Consider the following 14,163-nt stretch of genomic DNA (forward strand, 5'->3'; position numbering starts at 1 on the left):
GGCCGTTCTGTGGCCTTTGTCTGGCTAGTTAGGGCCGTTACTCTGTTGTTTTGTCCGTCCGTAGTGGAGGATCTGGCGAATCTGGCCGGCTAACTCTGTTTATCGATCCGTGCGGGGGAGTGGCCCGGGCGCCTTGCTGTGTTATTCGATCCCTGGTGAGAAGTGGTGGCTGTGATCGGGCCTATTAGGTTTGAGAGCGGTGGGTTTGGGCCCTAAATCTGTTTATAGATCCCTGCTGGCGGCATCGTCGGGCGGCGAACTCTGTTTATCGATCCCTGGTGGCGGCATCGTTGGGCGGCGAACTCTGTTTATCGATCCCTGCTTGTGGGCTTGGTTGATGGGCTAACTGTGTTTATCGATCCGTGGTCGGTGGCAAGGATGGGGTGTTAGAGGGCTAACTGTGTTGTTCGATCCGTGCTTTTGCTACGAACTCTGTTTATTGATCCGTGCTGACGGCCGGTATGCTTGATGATGGCGCATCTGTAGGTCTTCCCTTGGCCTAGAACAGAGGGGTTTTCTGCTCAACTGTGTTGTTCGATCCCTCTAAAGCGGTTTGTCAGGGGGGTTGATGCCGTAACTCTGTTTATCGATCCCTGTTTGGGGGCCTAACTCTGTTCATCGATCCGTGGTGAGTGCTTGCATGGCGTCAGGGAAGCGCAGTGGGCGTTTAGGGGGGTCGGTACGGCAAGATGCTGGGGTGATTGTTAAATCGGCAGATATTGTGTGTTTGTGCGTGCAGAATCGGCAGGTTTAGGTGAGGGCGCGGGTAACTGTGTTTTTGGCTCTGTCCTTGATGCCGTAACTGCGTTTATCTCTCTGTCGCTAAGGGGTCGCCAGGCAGTGGGGTAGAGGGCGCTTCTATGTTGTGAAGGAGTGGGGACAGAGAAAACAACAGAGTTGGGAAGGCGCAGGTGTAAAGCCGGCGAACATCGCCAACAAAAAGCCGCCTGCTGGCGGCTTCTGATTGCTGGGGTGTTAGACCCGGGACTCAATCGCTTCGCGGGATTGCTGCTGAATGGCCTTGAGGTTGGCAACAAACGACGCTGAGGCCTGCCACTCGAGGAAGATGTTAATGGCCCGACCTTCTTTAAGCTCGTGGATTTGCACCTGGTTATCCTTGGCGCAGTCACTGGTCTTGAGTCGATCCGCCAGCTCCTTGGCCTGCTTGCGCTTGGAGCGGATATCGGCGTTGATGTGCAGCTTGTCAAACTCAGCGTTGACGTCGATGGTGAGCAATTGGCCAACGGTGGCATTGTTGAAGTTGATCCACAGCCAGCGGTAGGTCTGGTCCACGAAGATAGACTTGGGCATGGCGCCATCGAGCAGGGTCACGGGCCGGTACTGAAGATCTAGGATGCCCCAGCTGAAATATTTGTGCAGCATCGCCTCGTAAGCCCAGGCGCTCTGGTCGTCTTCGCCTTCTGCACGACGGAACGACATGATGAACGTTCCGTCATAGGCTGCGTGCTTACCGGTGGTGTCCTCTACGGTCACTGGGGAGCGGTAAAGCACTTGCAGCGCGTCGCGGATGGTGGACGGGTCATAGGTGATCCCACGCATCTTGAGGTAATCCTCAATCTCGCCAATGGTGAACAGCAACTTAACGTGTTCATTCTCAACGGACATGCGACGTCCGCGGCGGGCTGCAATATAGAGTAGGGCATCGAACACGCGCATCTCCGTGGTGCCGGGATAGCCGTCATGGATGGTGCGCATCTTCTTGTTGCCCTCTTCGTCGAGCAACTCTTTGCGGTCCGGGCCGCGCATCGGGATCTCCACCTTAGACATGTAGATGGTGATATTGAGGTTACCGGACAGGCGGGTGCAGGAGCGGGCGTCCAGGTATTTCTTAGGCGTTTTTTTGGAAACCATGAAGAAAGAAGGCAGGCGGACCTTCATCAGTTCGTTGGTGTCCAAGGATTCGCTCGGGAAGGTGCTGAACATCTGCGCCTTGACGATGCTGGGCAGGTTGCGCGCCACAGATTCCAGGTCAGTTCGGCTTTGACGCTCAACGATGCCGGTCTTAACCAGGCCGGATTGGATCTCGTTCTGGTCAACCAGGTACTCGAAGTGCTCCAGATCAACGCCTTGTTCCAGGGCGCGCTTGAAGCCCATGTTTAGGTAGGACATCTCCTGGGGGCGGATCTTGTAGCGGTTGGAGTGCTTGTTGGGTCGGACGAAGGAGAAATCCTGGATCTGTACCGTGTCAGAACTGCTCAGGGAGTAATAGACCCGGCAAGGGATCTCGTACAGTACCGACTGCGCTTTGTCGCCCTGGCCTTTCTTGCCGGCGTACTTGAGGGTCACATAGCTGTGCAGGATCGGCAGCAGCTTGATCCGCATACTGTTGAGATCGCATTGGACGACGTTTGTCTTGTCCCACCCGCTGGCGGCGCAGGCCCGCAGGATACCGGGTAGGTAGGTGTGTATTACCCCCATGAAGTAGTTGTTGTTGGAGCCGTCTGCGGTTAACCCGCCCAGGTTGCGGATGCCGGACATGCCGCTGAGCACCAGGCTTTTACCCCAGTCGACGTCAATGGCGTTGGTGTTGTCCTCCAGTTCTACCGGACTGCCGTCGGTATTGAAGCACTCAAAACGGCTGTTTACGGGGACAGCATTGTTGATTGGGTTGTACGAAACACGCAGCAGGATGGAGGTGGCCTGGGAGGGCCAATAGAGCTCTACGATTTGAGTCGATGCCATGGGGTGGGTCCGTTTTCTGCGCTACAGCCTGCATGAGTGAGTGTGATAGGTCATCCTAACATAGTCACCTGATATTGCGACGGATGTATAGTTTGGTAGAGCTGTGGATCATGTTTTTGGGCCGTCAGCGCTGATCAGCTGGGAGCTTTGGGTGATTCTTGGCCAGTCACCTGGGGGCTGGTACTAGCGGTAGGTAGGCGAAAACGCCTACATTGCTTTGATGTAGGCATAAACGGCTACATGACACCTTTGTAGCGCTTTGTGGCTACATCGGCTCTGGGAAGGGTTGTCGCACTGGTGACCTTGGTACCAAGCAACTGGCAAATCCGAGCGATGGCGTCTGGGGTGGGTTGCTTGTACTCAACGGTAAGCTGGCCATGGGCCTGGGGGCCCTCCGCCTACACCGGCACCTGGTGTAGGTCCTTGGCCATTGATCAGCGTTCCATCTCTAGTGCGCCAGGCTCTGGGTACCCGTCCTCGATCCGCCAACGCTGCTCAAGCCTAATGGTTTGCTTGGTGGCGTAGGTGTTGCAGCAGACCCGGCTGCGATCGTGGTTGCCAGTGTAGAAGTGGTAGTCGGCCTGCCCGGGTTTGCCGGCGTAGGGTGCTTCAACGGCGATGCCACGCACGGCGTATTTGACCTGGCTTTGTCCATCTTTGAAGGTAGTCTCAAGTTGAAGCGCTAGGTAAACCTGTTTGCCTTCGTGCCCGTCGCGCTTGAGGCGCTTGGCCAGTTTGTCGATGTCGGGGAATTGTTCGTAGATCTTCACGGGCATAGTCCGGTCTCAGGGGTCCTCCTTCTATGGTACCAGTGTGGCTCGGTAGACTGGGTTGGCACATGCTGCGCAAAAATTTGCATCATACTCCCTGGTGACCCTCAGGAAAGCGCAAAATTATGCACATATTTGAGCTTTGGTGATAAGATTAAGCAAATATTTGCACAATTGGTTTGATAGTTAGAGGGGCGGACTAATGGAAGAGATCACTATTCAAACTAACTTGGATGGGGTGTGGCACGATGCGGCTACCTTGACCTTGCCGGACCTTGAGCAAGGTCGGCGGGGCGGGCTGCGCCTTAACTACGAGATCGATTATTTCTTTGCAAACGATGGCGCTAAAGGGAGCGCAGCTCTGGGGGCTCATTACCCACTTAGCGACATTGTTGGCTATCAAGAATCCGTTTGGCCTGCTTTTTTGGACGACATTATGCCGGCGGGATATGCCCGTCGACATCTTGTAAGACAGGCTGGGCTTGGGGGGCTGGGCCCTGAGGAGCAGGATTGCCGGTTGTTGCGCAATCATACAATGGCTCCTGTTGGTAATCTGAGAGTCAAAGAATCGCTGCTTGAGCCGCGTCTTCCGGCATTGATGTTTGACAAGGATCGTGTGCTTGAGCGGCACATTGACTTCGTAGATCACGCGTATGAGCGCGGTGCTGCATCAGGTGGTGCCAGCGGCGCTGGTGGTGAGGCGCCGAAGTATTTGGTGCGAGAGACACCTGAAGGACAGATCTGGATTGACAGCTACCAGGATGAAGGCGGCTGTCTGGATCGGGGATACTTGGTTAAGTTTGCCAGAGGCCGGGGTCTGGTCCGTGACCGTCAAATTTTGGAGATGGAGTTTGCTTATTACCATCTGGCTACGCACCTGGGCTTTGACACCATACCAACGAAGGGCATGGCGCTGGAGCGGTACAGTAATGGGGATGCCCAAAAGTTGAGCCTGTGGCTTCCGCGGTTCGATATGAAGCCCGTGGATGGTGTGATGCATCGGTCTGGTCTTGAAAGCGTATATTCGCTGCTCAACGCTCAGCCTGGTTCCGATCAGCTGCATGTTGATGCCTTGGGAGCGATAGACAACTACTTGAGCGGGTTTGAAGGTTATGACCGGCGTGCGGCAGTTGCTGAGTACCTGAGGCGGGATCTGCTCAATATTGTGTTGGGTAACTCTGACAATCATTGTCGGAACATTGCTGTGATTAAGACTGGCGAGGCGGCCGCTTTGGCGCCTGTCTATGACTTGGCGCCGATGCGGGCCGATGATGATGCGCCGCGGCGAACAACCCGGTGGGGGCAGTTGGAGCGCGGAGGCGAGTTCGACTTCGCGGGGATCTGTAACCTAGTCGGCGATAGGTTTGAGTTGGAACCTGAGTATCTGCTTGGGGTGTTGAGAGAATTAGCGGTCTCTTTGCGCGGGGCTCCAAGGTATTTGCGTGAATTTGGTGTTCCGTCAGAAATGCTCACGCTGCCAGTATTGGGCTTTGAGCACTTGGACAGCCGTTTGCAACGATGGGGGTTGCTATGATCCGGGGGCAGGCACTGCAAGAGGCCATTCAAGGCGTGCAAAGGCAACTGTTGCTTGGTGAGTTAAGTGTTGCGGATGCACTACGGTATCTACGTCGGGACGTGCTCAAGATGAACCAGGCTGAGTTTGCCAGTAAAGTCGGGATCTCCAAGCGAACGTTGAGCAGTTTGGAGGGGGGTGGGGTTGACGGCATGTCAGTGTCGACCCTCAATCAGGTGTTTAAAATCTTTGATCTTGAGGTTGGCCTGGTGCCCATTCGGACATCGGTGCCGGGTTTGCTTGAGAGTGGCCGCCCGATTCAGTAGGTCGGCTGAGATAGGTCAGATCTGGTGGTAGGTTGTTTGGCGTTCTGGGGCCTCGTAACCGCACGGATGTATGGGTTGGTGCTGTGTTGTGCCTGGTAACGGGTTATCAATCGTTGTCCCGCTTACTGGTGTGCTGGTGCCGTCGCTCATTGATGAATCGCCTTAGCTCTCTATATTCATACATCACCCGGCGGCCCATCTTGATGTAGCGCAAGCTATATCGGTCGTTGGAGCGCCACACAGACAGCGTCCCTGGCGTCACGCCCAGCATGGCGCTGGCTTCTTTCGGCGTGAGGAGTTCCAGGGGGGTAGGGCTTTCGGTTGGGGTGGCTGCCGGTTTGGGGTCGGGCTCCTGGCTCAGCTGCTGTAGCTCTTCCACTAGCAGGATGCACTCCGCCAGCTCAACCTGGATCTGAGCTACTTCATTGGAAAGCTTGGCCAGTTTGGCCCGGATGATCGAGATCTTGTCCATGCGCAAAGCGTAGTCGTTGCGGGGCTTTTGCGGTGGCTCCTGCGTACCACCGGGGTGGCGAGGCAGATTCTGCTTTACAAGATAAACATTTGTGGTATAGTGAGAAGATTGGTGTTTTTGCGCCTTTTTTCTTGTCATGCGCAATGCATGGCGGTACTCTCCTAGTCGTTGATTCGATTAGGAGACTTGTCATGCCGCTGGATTATGCCCCCCTCACCGCCGCTCTGAATCGTGCACTGATTCAGGCCGGACACAACGACATGTTGCTCGACCCCGCCTCTCGCATTTGCGACGTCCCTACGCACCGCCGCCAGCCCTGTATGTGGCAGAGTGCCTCGACTGCCTTGACCGTGGAGGCCTGCCTGCTGGAGGCATCCGCTGACTGTGGCTGGGGCGATGAGGTCGATCCCATGCTTGCGGTGAACGAGCTGGAACGGGTTGGGGCAGTGGTGGTTGAGGTGGCGGCATGCGGGTGAGTGAATTTCAGATCGTTGGCGCCACGGCCCTGTTGGTCGCTCTGCTGAACATGGTGATCAACGCCGGCGTGCTGTACGTTGCCTATGGCCTGTTTGCCTGGCTGCGTCCAGAAGAGTTGCCGGAGTTGTCGTTTCTCCAGGCTTGGCTTTTGTGCCTGGTCGGCGGTGCGCTGATGGCGCGTTATAGCGTTTCGTTAAAGGTCGGGATGGGTTGAGATGGGGGATCATGCGCGCCCCAGTTCTGGGTCTGGGCACTGGGTTTACCGGTTCCTGCGGGGGAGCGAGGAGGTTTACACGGGGATTACTGTGGACCTCAGGAACCGCTTTGCGCATCACCGCCGCGATGCGCCCTGGTGGGGCAAACACGACAGGATCTTGGTTGCACGGATTGAGGCGGGAGGCGGCAAAACCGCGGAAGAACTCGCCAGGTTGATTGAGCGGTTGCTGATTGCCCATAACCGGCCTGTGTATAACGGGACTCACAACCGGGAAGGGGGCGATGGCCTGGGTTGGCAGCGGTATGACGATGCAGGCAACCCCTTGGACAGGCCAGCAGAGAAAAAGCCCAAAACGCCACCGTTGCCCAAAGCATCCCCTGTTCCAGGGTGGGCCCGGTTGCCGGATTCGGATGTGTATACGCTGTCGATGTTTGCGCAGCGGGCGGTGTGGGTCCCCGGCAAAGATGAGGTTTCACTCTTTGCGCGGCCGGAGTGGTTTGCAGATTTGCTCGGAATCGACGTCAGCGAAGGCTGGCTTGATCGGCTGGCTCGGCATGCCGTTGCGCGGAATTGTGTCTTTGACCCGGACGTGGTTGGCTTCAGGACAGCACAAAGCACCTTAAGCGGCCTCGGCGTCGTTGAGAAAGCCGATTTCAGTGGGTGGGAGACGCAAGAGCGCCCGTGTTCTGCGGGGGTTGATGTCGAGATTGGGGCCTATGGCTTCTATTGCCATCCAGAAGACCGGCGTCTGACGCCGCATGGCTCGGCATTGCCTGGGCGAATCGAGGTTCCGGGCCTGCGGTTGCTGTACAAGGGGCTTAGGCCAGACGGAGAGCCGCGGTTGATCGCTGTCGGGCATGATCCCCGCGTTACCTGGACGCACTGCGAATACCACCGGTGCCGATTGCTAAAAGGCTGTGGGGCATCAGGTAGGCCCACCTACATCTCAGTCAGCGCCAGCATTGAGCATAGGGATAGCCGCTGCTAACCGGCTTGCTGGTCTGTGGTTGCAGCAGGTCTTGGCACCCGGGCGGCCGCCAGCAGTGCTGGGGCTAAACCTCAGTGGATAAACAGGGGCACCACGGCCTGGGGATCTTGCTGAAGCCGTGCGCACGCCAAGTTGAATCCTTTGGGTGCGTGGCGAAACACCAGGGCACAGGCTGCTTGCGGATCGGTACCGCGGTACAACTGCTCTCCCTTGGTAAAGGCGGTGCGCGGCGCGGCATCGGCCGGCAGCTTGTTTACCGTCAGGTTGAGCTGGCCTGCCCCGGGGGCGTTGATTACCTGGGGATCCAGATGGCGCAGGTCATTGGCGACGATCTGCAGTCGGTACTGCTTGCCGATGTAGGTCCATCGGCGGATTTTAGGGGCAGGCCGTTTGGCTCCGGGGTGTTGGGTTGCGTCCATGTTCGGGTCTCCTTGTGCTGAGTTGCCCTGGTTGGGTGCCTTGAGGGCCAGGGGGCGGCTGCCCCCTGGTGCGTCCGGGTTAAGCGGCTTGGTGGAGGGCCGCCGACACGTCAGCGACCCTTTTGCGCAGTGCGTCAGCCTTGCTGGGGTCCTGGCGGAACAGGTTGGCAATCTCAGGATCGTGCTCGGTAACGAGGTCGAGGGTCTCGAGCAGGGTTTTGGGCTGCAGCTCTTTGTAGGCGGTGCCACTGATGGAGATGCCACTCGCCTCAATGAAGCCGTCTACGGTTGGGTTCGCATAGCCGCCGTAATAAGCGTCTCCATAGGCAAACCAGATGGCGTTGCGTTCTGGGAACAGCGAGAAGGTAAAGAGTGGGCTGTGCTCGTCATCCTCACTGGTTTGGTGGGGGGTGAACTCAAACAGCACCTCGACGCCGGCAGCTAACAGGCGTGCGTTCTTTGCGTATCTGCCATTAGTGTCGGCACGATGGCCCTGGGGCAAGCCGGCGAGTTGGTTCCAAAGCGCCTCGGGTAGGGCGCGGGTGTGCATCACCTGATGCCAAATCTGGTTGATTAAGTCCATGGGGATCTCCGCTTCGGTGAATGTGGTTAAACCGCGATGTTGTCGAGCAGTCCGCGGATCTCGGCACTGCATCCCTTGAGCAACTCGGTCTCAATGAGGTTGTTGGGCAACAGGGCCAGTTGCTCAACACCCTTGTCAATGCTGGCGGCCGCACGGCCCAGGAAGTGCTGCATGACGTTGAGGCGCTGGAACTGTTGGGGTAGGCCGTGGCTGGCAGCGAGCACCTGGTGGCGCACCTCAATCAGCTCGGGGACGCAGTCCTGAGTCTGCTTGTACACAATCTTGCTCAGAGGGCAGTCGCCACGAGCCAGTTTCTCAGCGCTTTTTGCGTGTAAGGCGTCGATGCGGTGGATCATGTTGGTGACGGCATCGGCAGCCCGGCCGTTGTTGATCACCTGGATGATGTCGGTGCCAAACTGGCGCCAGATCTGCTGGCCAATGCCCTTGGGTAGCAGGATGGAGGTTTGCTCGCCGGCCGGATTGCCGGGCAGGTTGCCGTCGACGAAGCGGCGACACCAGGTCAGGGCCCCCGATTTTTTGATAATCGGGATTTGCGCCTCGAAGGCGCGGATCTTGTTTTCAAGCTGGGCGGTTTCCCTCGTGAGCATCACCGGTTCCTCAACGTCCTCGCCGCTGCGGGATTGCTGCACTTCGTTTTCCGTGGCGGCCAGGGTAGTGGCAACGGCGTCAAGGTGGCTCTGAAAATACGCCACCAGGGCGTTCTTGAGCTTATCGGCTGCGGTCATGGGGTCCCCTCCTTGGGGTGGGCGCCGGCGGGCGTCCCGACAAAAACACTGCTGGGCACTTGGCCCTCAACGGGTGCGCAGCGTTCACTGCGACTGTGTTTATTAATTTACCAAGTATACGAAAGTATATCAAGGAAAAGAGGCAGAAACTCGGTGGGTTTCTGCCTCTTTTCCTCCGCCTGGCTGGCCGCTCTAATACGTCGTTGGAGTTGCCGGCTTACTCTTCGGTGAACGCGCGCTCACGGAGGGTGTTGGCGATGTCATCAGCGATGACTTCCCGTTTCTCAGCGTCGTTCAAATCCGCTTCGGGGTAGCCTTCCAGCACATCGGCGATGGCTTGAGTGAGGGGGTCCATGTCCATGATAAAGATCCTCTTTATTGGCGGTGCGGCGCAGGTATCCGCGCCGGGTTGTTGTCGGTGTGGGCTCTGTGAACCCACATCACCAGGGGATTGTGTCCGCTAACCGCCGGCTTGGCCGGATTCCAGGGCTGAGTAGTTGCACAGTTCGGACTTCTGCCAGTATTCGTTGTCCATCTCAAAGTCCGTACCGTCGACTTGGTCGTAACAGTCGCGTACCAGATCCTCCATCGCGCTGGGGTTGTTGGCCAGGGCAGCGGGGACCTCAATCACCTCTTCGTAGGTGTGGCGGCTCTGGGCGGCCAGTTGAATGGAAACCTTGACGGTTTCACCGCCGGTCAAGCCATGTGCGGTGGCCAGCTCGTTGGCGGCGTCTTGGCAGGGGGCTTTGCTCATGATCGTCCTTCCTTGTTGTTTGGTGGATGGCCAGGGGGATTAAATGCGGTCCAGTGCATCTTGAACCCACTTGTCGGCTTGCTGCTCAGAACACTGGAGCTTGCCGTTTTGCAGTTCCTGCTTAGCTCTGGCGACGGCCTTTGCCAGGGCGGCGTCGCCGCCCTCGTCGTTGGCTGCACGAAACTGGTTGATCAGTAGCTCCAGCAGCTGGAATTTCAGCAGTGTCACGCGGCTCGGGTTAGGGGTTTGATGGCTCATGACGGTTCTCCCGGTCAGAAGTTAGGCCTGCGCATTGTGCTGGCCGGCGCGCTGGTAGGCGCCAAGCAGCTCTGCGTGGGAGACGTGGTAAAACTTCGGGTGCCGGCCGTGTTGAACGAATTCATCCACCGACATGGTCTAGGCGGCGTGGCGCTGCCCTGGTGGTTGAAAGATGTTCTGCCAATTGCCGGCTTCGTCCATGGCTTGAACAAAGGAATCCACCCGGGGCTGTGTCGCCAGCACCACGATTCGGGCCTGTTGCCCGTTAACGCGGGTGATGGTCTCGCAGTAGTTGCGGCCCAGGGTGCCAGTGGTGACGGTGTCGCCGTTGGCTTTCTGGATGGTGTTTTGCTCGGTCATAGCGCGATCCTTACGTTGGTACTCAGGTGGGGGCTAGGCCCCCGGGTCGGTTACAGGGTGCCAATCATCTCGAAGCCAAAACGATCGACCATGAATACCTCTCGCTCGCCACCGTCGACGGGGCGGACGATGATATCGCCAACGCTCATGCTGGTGTGCTGAAGGCCCTTGGCTCGGATAAGCTCCCGGGCTTCACCCTGCGGTGACCACATCTCGCCTTGCATCAGGTGGCAGATCTGGTGCAGTGGCGTTCGGCCATGCAGGGTGCCCAGCTCGATGTACTGAGCCTTGAGCAGCGTCGGAATGTCGTCCAGGTGACCGCGCTTGCGGGCGACTTTCACGCCTTCGGCCAGGTCCTGTTGGATCTCTGTCATGCGGCCTTGCGGGGCCAGGCGTTCACAGCTGCGGTAGAAGATCTGAAAAGGCCGGGCGTTCTCGACGTTCGCCAGCGCCGCCAGTACCGGGGCATCACTCAGGTTTTTATAACAATTCATTTTGCGGTCCTTGCACTTAGTCAATCAACGGGTACAGCTTAGCGGATGGGGCTTGAGGCCCTGGCCTCTGGCGACTTACTTGCCGTTCAGCAGGGAGTTGAGGTAGCGCTCCTCCGCGTCCAGCTTGGCCTTTAGGGCCTTGAGGTAGTCCTCATAGGCAGCGACGACCTTGGGGCTGTCCAGGGTTTTGTCTAGTTGTGATTTTGCAGACATAGTGGATCCTTACTATTCGTTTCAACGGTGGTGTCACTCAACAAATACAGAATAACAAATATACTTATGTATATCAAGGGTGGGACTGCATTTGCGCTATTTTTCTTGCAATGGGTTGTATATTTTCATATATTGAATGGGCAGCCCGCTCCTTGGCATTGGCCCTGGCGTTGGTTGTGCGGTCTCTGCGCCGCGTTACGCCCCGCCGGCACCGCCGGTTATGGCCAAGGCAGTGTAAGACCCAGCAACACCCCATTTTGACGCCAAACCTTGAATGGCGGCCTGATGGAACGGGGCAACATCGAAACGCCGCTGCAAAAGGATTGAGCGATGAAGAAAGTGACTCTCTCCGGGCTGAGCCTGGAGCAACTGAAGCAAAACACCGCCGCCGCCTCCGAAGTCCTGGCCGGCAACCCGGTCGGTAAGGACCGGCTGATCAAGCAATTTCTCACCCGCCAGCTGGACCTGGACAATGAACACCAACTGACCACCGTGTTTGAGCATTCGCCAGCACGACTGCAGGTGCCGCAAGAGGGGCCCAGCCACTTCTTTGTCAGCAATGCAGACGTCTTCAATACGGCGCCCACGTTGAGAGCGGCGCTGGAAGGGGCCATTGAGCTGGGTCGGTATGACCGTGTGGCCTGTCCCAATCTCAAAGAATCGGATCTGCCGCCGGTCAAAGTCCGGCTGCGTATCTATCGCGTAGCCGGTGCCTCGCGGAACTATGCGTTAGACGATGATTTCCGTCCTGTTGACGTGGACAAGGACTACCTGGGGGTGGAGACGATCTCGGTACCCGCCGCGTTCTTTGATAAAGGGTGTTGGTTGATCCAGGGGGTAGAGGATCTTGGCGACGTCACCTCCATTGAGGTGCATGGTGGCCACTCGACCAACGGCGTGACAGAGATCCGTTGTCGCCTTGAGGTGGAGCCGTACGATATCTGGGATTTCATGGCTGATCGGCAAGAGCGCAGCGGCCGTCAAGGTGAGCCGGTGGAGGACCTTAGCGGTTTGACGCCGAAGCAGTACCTGGGTTGGGTACGTTTGTGGGCCCAGACCAAGATGCCCGGGTTCCGGGCGGAGAAAATCGTGGTGCGCTGAGCGCGCTTAATGGCGGCCTTCGGGCCGCTTTTCCTGTTTGTTGAGCGAGGGTGGTGTTTATGGGCAAGGGCCTGGAAACTGTGAGTGCTGTTGTTAAGCCTGGCGATAACCGTGATCTGTTATTCGTTGGCGGAGCATGGCATGGCCAACGTCATCCGGTACCAGCGGGGGAATGTGAGGCGCAGGTGGAGGAAGCGGGTTCTGAGTATCACTATCACCAGGAAGTGTTCGGCAGGCCGGATTCTGGCGATGCCGAGGATGTGATGGTGTACGATTTTTTGGCACCCTGGGAGGCCAGAATTATGTACGAGCAGATCTGCGATGGCCGTGGCAAGGGAGGGCAATATGCCTCTGGTTGATTTGAAAGCGGACGTTTCCAGTGACGTGCACGGGATCCGCTCAAAAGAGACTTTGTTCATTCGTGGCGACCGCAAGGAAGTGCGGATGACCGTGGAGCCGGCCTATCGGTTTAATGGCACTCAGAACCATGATGGGTACTTTCCACGCACCTATAAGCGTGCTCAGGATGCCAAAGCCGCCGCCACGCGTTACTTTGGTGTGGGCTTGGAGTGGGTCGAAAATGTCGGGGGTGAGTGCGACCACCCGGGGGTGATCTGATGGTGGATCTGAGTAAAAAGGAAGATTGGGCCACGGCCAATGCGCGAAAAGCTTCTAAAGCGTACCGGGATGCGGGCCTCAAAGCCCGCATGACGGTGAGCCGCCAGCGTCACGACTCCTACGTCACCGTAACCGTTCGCAATGATGCGGAGCGTGAGTTGTTTGACTCCGTCAGGGCCCGGTTGCGCTCTGAGGGTCTCGACTATTCCTACCGGGTGGCGTAGCGTCTAGCCAGGCGTTAACGGGGTTGCTGGCCTGGTTTGGTGGTCGCTCGTCGTTAGAGCGGGCCTGAGTGGTTGGTTGTATTGGAGTGGTGGATTATGGAATGGATCAGCGTAAAAGAGGCTCTGCCGGCACCGGGCAAGATGGTCATGGTGTTTCGTCCCCAGGTGCTGGAGGCAGACCGTACCGATTTGCCGGTGCGGGAGTCGTACTACTGCGGCAGAACTGGCCGGTTCGCCTGCCATCACCAGCCCACCATGTGGCTGGAGATTAAGGAGCCGCCAGGATTTACCGAGGCGATGCGGCAGCGGCAGTACCGCGGTTAAGGTTATGGGGGGAGCGGGATGAAGGTTGATTTGGGGAAGGCCATTGAGCTGGAGATGCCGCTGCGCGAGTTGCAGCGGATCATTGAGGCGGAGATCTGCAGGCTGGCCATTGCTAAGCACAAAACCAAAAGTGCTGCTGCTAAAGCCCTCAAAATCTCCGCTGATAATGTGCACCTGGATATCGCCTGGCGTGAATCCAAGGGGAAGCCTTCCAGGCGTGAAGAGATGGAAGCGCAGCGCAAAGCGGAGCATGGTGGGCAGTAACGCTGCAGGGGCCGAATTTTGCGGTGGGAGGGATGATGACTGAATGGATGCGCCATCTGGATACGTTGGCGATGTTGTTGGGTTACCTGTTGATGGCTGGAGGCACGTTGGCGGCGCTGGTGTTGATGATCGGCCTGGTGGGCCGACGTGTGGTCAGAACGGGGCGCTGGGAGGTCAACTTGACCCTGTGGCTGGCGGTGGGCAAGCCGACCAAGAAAGAGATCATTGAGTACATGGCGCACCAGGGCCATAAGCGCAAGGAGAGCGGCAGCAGTCCCAGCCGCCGTGCGCGGCGTGGGTGCTGAGTCGGGCTCTGCGTGCGGGCCGGGGCTCGTGGGT

24 protein-coding genes are annotated in these 14,163 nt (G+C 57.8%); 12 read left to right on the forward strand and 12 right to left on the reverse strand.

The window, feature by feature from the left end; genetic code table 11:
• Positions 1 to 975: 975 nt before the first annotated feature.
• The gene (locus BUC04_RS07950) at positions 976 to 2,703 is read right to left on the reverse strand and encodes a hypothetical protein (RefSeq protein ID WP_067656166.1); all 1,728 of its coding nucleotides are present in this window, start codon (positions 2,701 to 2,703) and stop codon (positions 976 to 978) included.
• A gap of 434 nt (positions 2,704 to 3,137) precedes the next feature.
• The gene (locus BUC04_RS07955; protein ID WP_143165597.1) at positions 3,138 to 3,473 is read right to left on the reverse strand and encodes a hypothetical protein; all 336 of its coding nucleotides are present in this window, start codon (positions 3,471 to 3,473) and stop codon (positions 3,138 to 3,140) included.
• A gap of 202 nt (positions 3,474 to 3,675) precedes the next feature.
• Here BUC04_RS07955 and BUC04_RS07960 point away from each other — a divergent pair, with 202 nt between their 5' ends.
• Together BUC04_RS07960 and BUC04_RS07965 are read left to right on the forward strand one after the other, a co-directional pair.
• Positions 3,676 to 5,007: a type II toxin-antitoxin system HipA family toxin gene (locus BUC04_RS07960; RefSeq protein WP_067656160.1), complete on the forward strand. Its 1,332-nt coding sequence runs from the start codon at positions 3,676 to 3,678 to the stop codon at positions 5,005 to 5,007.
• A complete protein-coding gene (locus BUC04_RS07965; protein ID WP_067656157.1) occupies positions 5,004 to 5,312 on the forward strand; it encodes a helix-turn-helix domain-containing protein in 309 nt (102 codons plus the stop codon). The genes BUC04_RS07960 and BUC04_RS07965 overlap by 4 nt, the downstream gene beginning before the upstream one ends.
• Positions 5,313 to 5,418: 106 nt before the next feature.
• Here BUC04_RS07965 and BUC04_RS23435 read toward each other — a convergent pair whose 3' ends face one another.
• Complete coding sequence (locus tag BUC04_RS23435) at positions 5,419 to 5,784, reverse strand: helix-turn-helix domain-containing protein (protein WP_082766560.1); 366 nt, start codon at positions 5,782 to 5,784, stop codon at positions 5,419 to 5,421.
• A gap of 191 nt (positions 5,785 to 5,975) precedes the next feature.
• Between BUC04_RS23435 and BUC04_RS07975 the strand changes: the two genes are divergently transcribed.
• The 3 genes from BUC04_RS07975 (at position 5,976) to BUC04_RS07985 (ending at position 7,466) form a co-directional block, all read left to right on the forward strand.
• Positions 5,976 to 6,260 (forward strand): hypothetical protein, encoded by a 285-nt coding sequence (locus BUC04_RS07975; protein WP_067656152.1) that lies wholly within the window; start codon positions 5,976 to 5,978, stop codon positions 6,258 to 6,260.
• Complete coding sequence (locus BUC04_RS07980) at positions 6,251 to 6,475, forward strand: hypothetical protein (protein WP_067656149.1); 225 nt, start codon at positions 6,251 to 6,253, stop codon at positions 6,473 to 6,475. Before BUC04_RS07975 ends, BUC04_RS07980 begins: the two co-directional genes overlap by 10 nt.
• Positions 6,476 to 6,566: 91 nt before the next feature.
• The gene (locus BUC04_RS07985) at positions 6,567 to 7,466 is read left to right on the forward strand and encodes a hypothetical protein (protein WP_143165598.1); all 900 of its coding nucleotides are present in this window, start codon (positions 6,567 to 6,569) and stop codon (positions 7,464 to 7,466) included.
• Positions 7,467 to 7,537: 71 nt separating this feature from the next.
• Here BUC04_RS07985 and BUC04_RS07990 read toward each other — a convergent pair whose 3' ends face one another.
• From BUC04_RS07990 to BUC04_RS23600, 9 genes are all read right to left on the reverse strand, one after another.
• Positions 7,538 to 7,885, reverse strand: coding sequence for a hypothetical protein (locus BUC04_RS07990; RefSeq protein ID WP_067656144.1), 348 nt, complete (start codon positions 7,883 to 7,885; stop codon positions 7,538 to 7,540).
• A 79-nt stretch (positions 7,886 to 7,964) separates the two neighbouring features.
• Positions 7,965 to 8,468, reverse strand: coding sequence for a hypothetical protein (locus tag BUC04_RS07995; protein ID WP_067656142.1), 504 nt, complete (start codon positions 8,466 to 8,468; stop codon positions 7,965 to 7,967).
• Between the two features lie 26 nt (positions 8,469 to 8,494).
• Positions 8,495 to 9,214 carry a hypothetical protein gene (locus BUC04_RS08000; protein WP_067656139.1) on the reverse strand — a complete coding sequence of 240 codons (720 nt, stop codon included), beginning with the start codon at positions 9,212 to 9,214 and terminating at the stop codon, positions 8,495 to 8,497.
• A 217-nt stretch (positions 9,215 to 9,431) separates the two neighbouring features.
• Complete coding sequence (locus tag BUC04_RS23900) at positions 9,432 to 9,575, reverse strand: hypothetical protein (RefSeq protein ID WP_156479973.1); 144 nt, start codon at positions 9,573 to 9,575, stop codon at positions 9,432 to 9,434.
• A gap of 99 nt (positions 9,576 to 9,674) precedes the next feature.
• Positions 9,675 to 9,968, reverse strand: coding sequence for a hypothetical protein (locus BUC04_RS08005; RefSeq protein WP_067656136.1), 294 nt, complete (start codon positions 9,966 to 9,968; stop codon positions 9,675 to 9,677).
• Between the two features lie 39 nt (positions 9,969 to 10,007).
• Positions 10,008 to 10,226: a hypothetical protein gene (locus BUC04_RS08010; protein WP_067656132.1), complete on the reverse strand. Its 219-nt coding sequence runs from the start codon at positions 10,224 to 10,226 to the stop codon at positions 10,008 to 10,010.
• A gap of 138 nt (positions 10,227 to 10,364) precedes the next feature.
• Entirely contained in the window at positions 10,365 to 10,586 is a 222-nt protein-coding gene (locus BUC04_RS08015) for a hypothetical protein (RefSeq protein ID WP_067656129.1), read from the reverse strand.
• A gap of 50 nt (positions 10,587 to 10,636) precedes the next feature.
• Positions 10,637 to 11,080, reverse strand: coding sequence for a hypothetical protein (locus BUC04_RS08020; protein ID WP_067656126.1), 444 nt, complete (start codon positions 11,078 to 11,080; stop codon positions 10,637 to 10,639).
• Between the two features lie 75 nt (positions 11,081 to 11,155).
• Complete coding sequence (locus tag BUC04_RS23600; RefSeq protein WP_143165599.1) at positions 11,156 to 11,293, reverse strand: efflux RND transporter periplasmic adaptor subunit; 138 nt, start codon at positions 11,291 to 11,293, stop codon at positions 11,156 to 11,158.
• Between the two features lie 330 nt (positions 11,294 to 11,623).
• Here BUC04_RS23600 and BUC04_RS08025 point away from each other — a divergent pair, with 330 nt between their 5' ends.
• The 7 genes from BUC04_RS08025 (at position 11,624) to BUC04_RS08050 (ending at position 14,129) form a co-directional block, all read left to right on the forward strand.
• Positions 11,624 to 12,394 carry a hypothetical protein gene (locus tag BUC04_RS08025; protein ID WP_067656123.1) on the forward strand — a complete coding sequence of 257 codons (771 nt, stop codon included), beginning with the start codon at positions 11,624 to 11,626 and terminating at the stop codon, positions 12,392 to 12,394.
• A gap of 59 nt (positions 12,395 to 12,453) precedes the next feature.
• Entirely contained in the window at positions 12,454 to 12,753 is a 300-nt protein-coding gene (locus BUC04_RS08030; RefSeq protein ID WP_067656120.1) for a hypothetical protein, read from the forward strand.
• Complete coding sequence (locus BUC04_RS23605) at positions 12,740 to 13,012, forward strand: hypothetical protein (RefSeq protein ID WP_143165600.1); 273 nt, start codon at positions 12,740 to 12,742, stop codon at positions 13,010 to 13,012. The genes BUC04_RS08030 and BUC04_RS23605 overlap by 14 nt, the downstream gene beginning before the upstream one ends.
• Complete coding sequence (locus BUC04_RS08035) at positions 13,012 to 13,236, forward strand: hypothetical protein (protein ID WP_067656117.1); 225 nt, start codon at positions 13,012 to 13,014, stop codon at positions 13,234 to 13,236. The genes BUC04_RS23605 and BUC04_RS08035 overlap by 1 nt, the downstream gene beginning before the upstream one ends.
• A 96-nt stretch (positions 13,237 to 13,332) precedes the next feature.
• On the forward strand, positions 13,333 to 13,560 hold the full coding sequence (locus BUC04_RS08040) for a DUF551 domain-containing protein (protein ID WP_067656114.1): 228 nt from the start codon (positions 13,333 to 13,335) through the stop codon (positions 13,558 to 13,560).
• 18 nt (positions 13,561 to 13,578) lie between these two features.
• On the forward strand, positions 13,579 to 13,824 hold the full coding sequence (locus BUC04_RS08045) for a hypothetical protein (protein ID WP_067656111.1): 246 nt from the start codon (positions 13,579 to 13,581) through the stop codon (positions 13,822 to 13,824).
• Between the two features lie 35 nt (positions 13,825 to 13,859).
• Entirely contained in the window at positions 13,860 to 14,129 is a 270-nt protein-coding gene (locus tag BUC04_RS08050; protein ID WP_067656108.1) for a hypothetical protein, read from the forward strand.
• Positions 14,130 to 14,163: the final 34 nt, after the last annotated feature.

The organism is Ferrimonas marina, assembly GCF_900129905.1.
Lineage (GTDB): Bacteria > Pseudomonadota > Gammaproteobacteria > Enterobacterales > Shewanellaceae > Ferrimonas > Ferrimonas marina.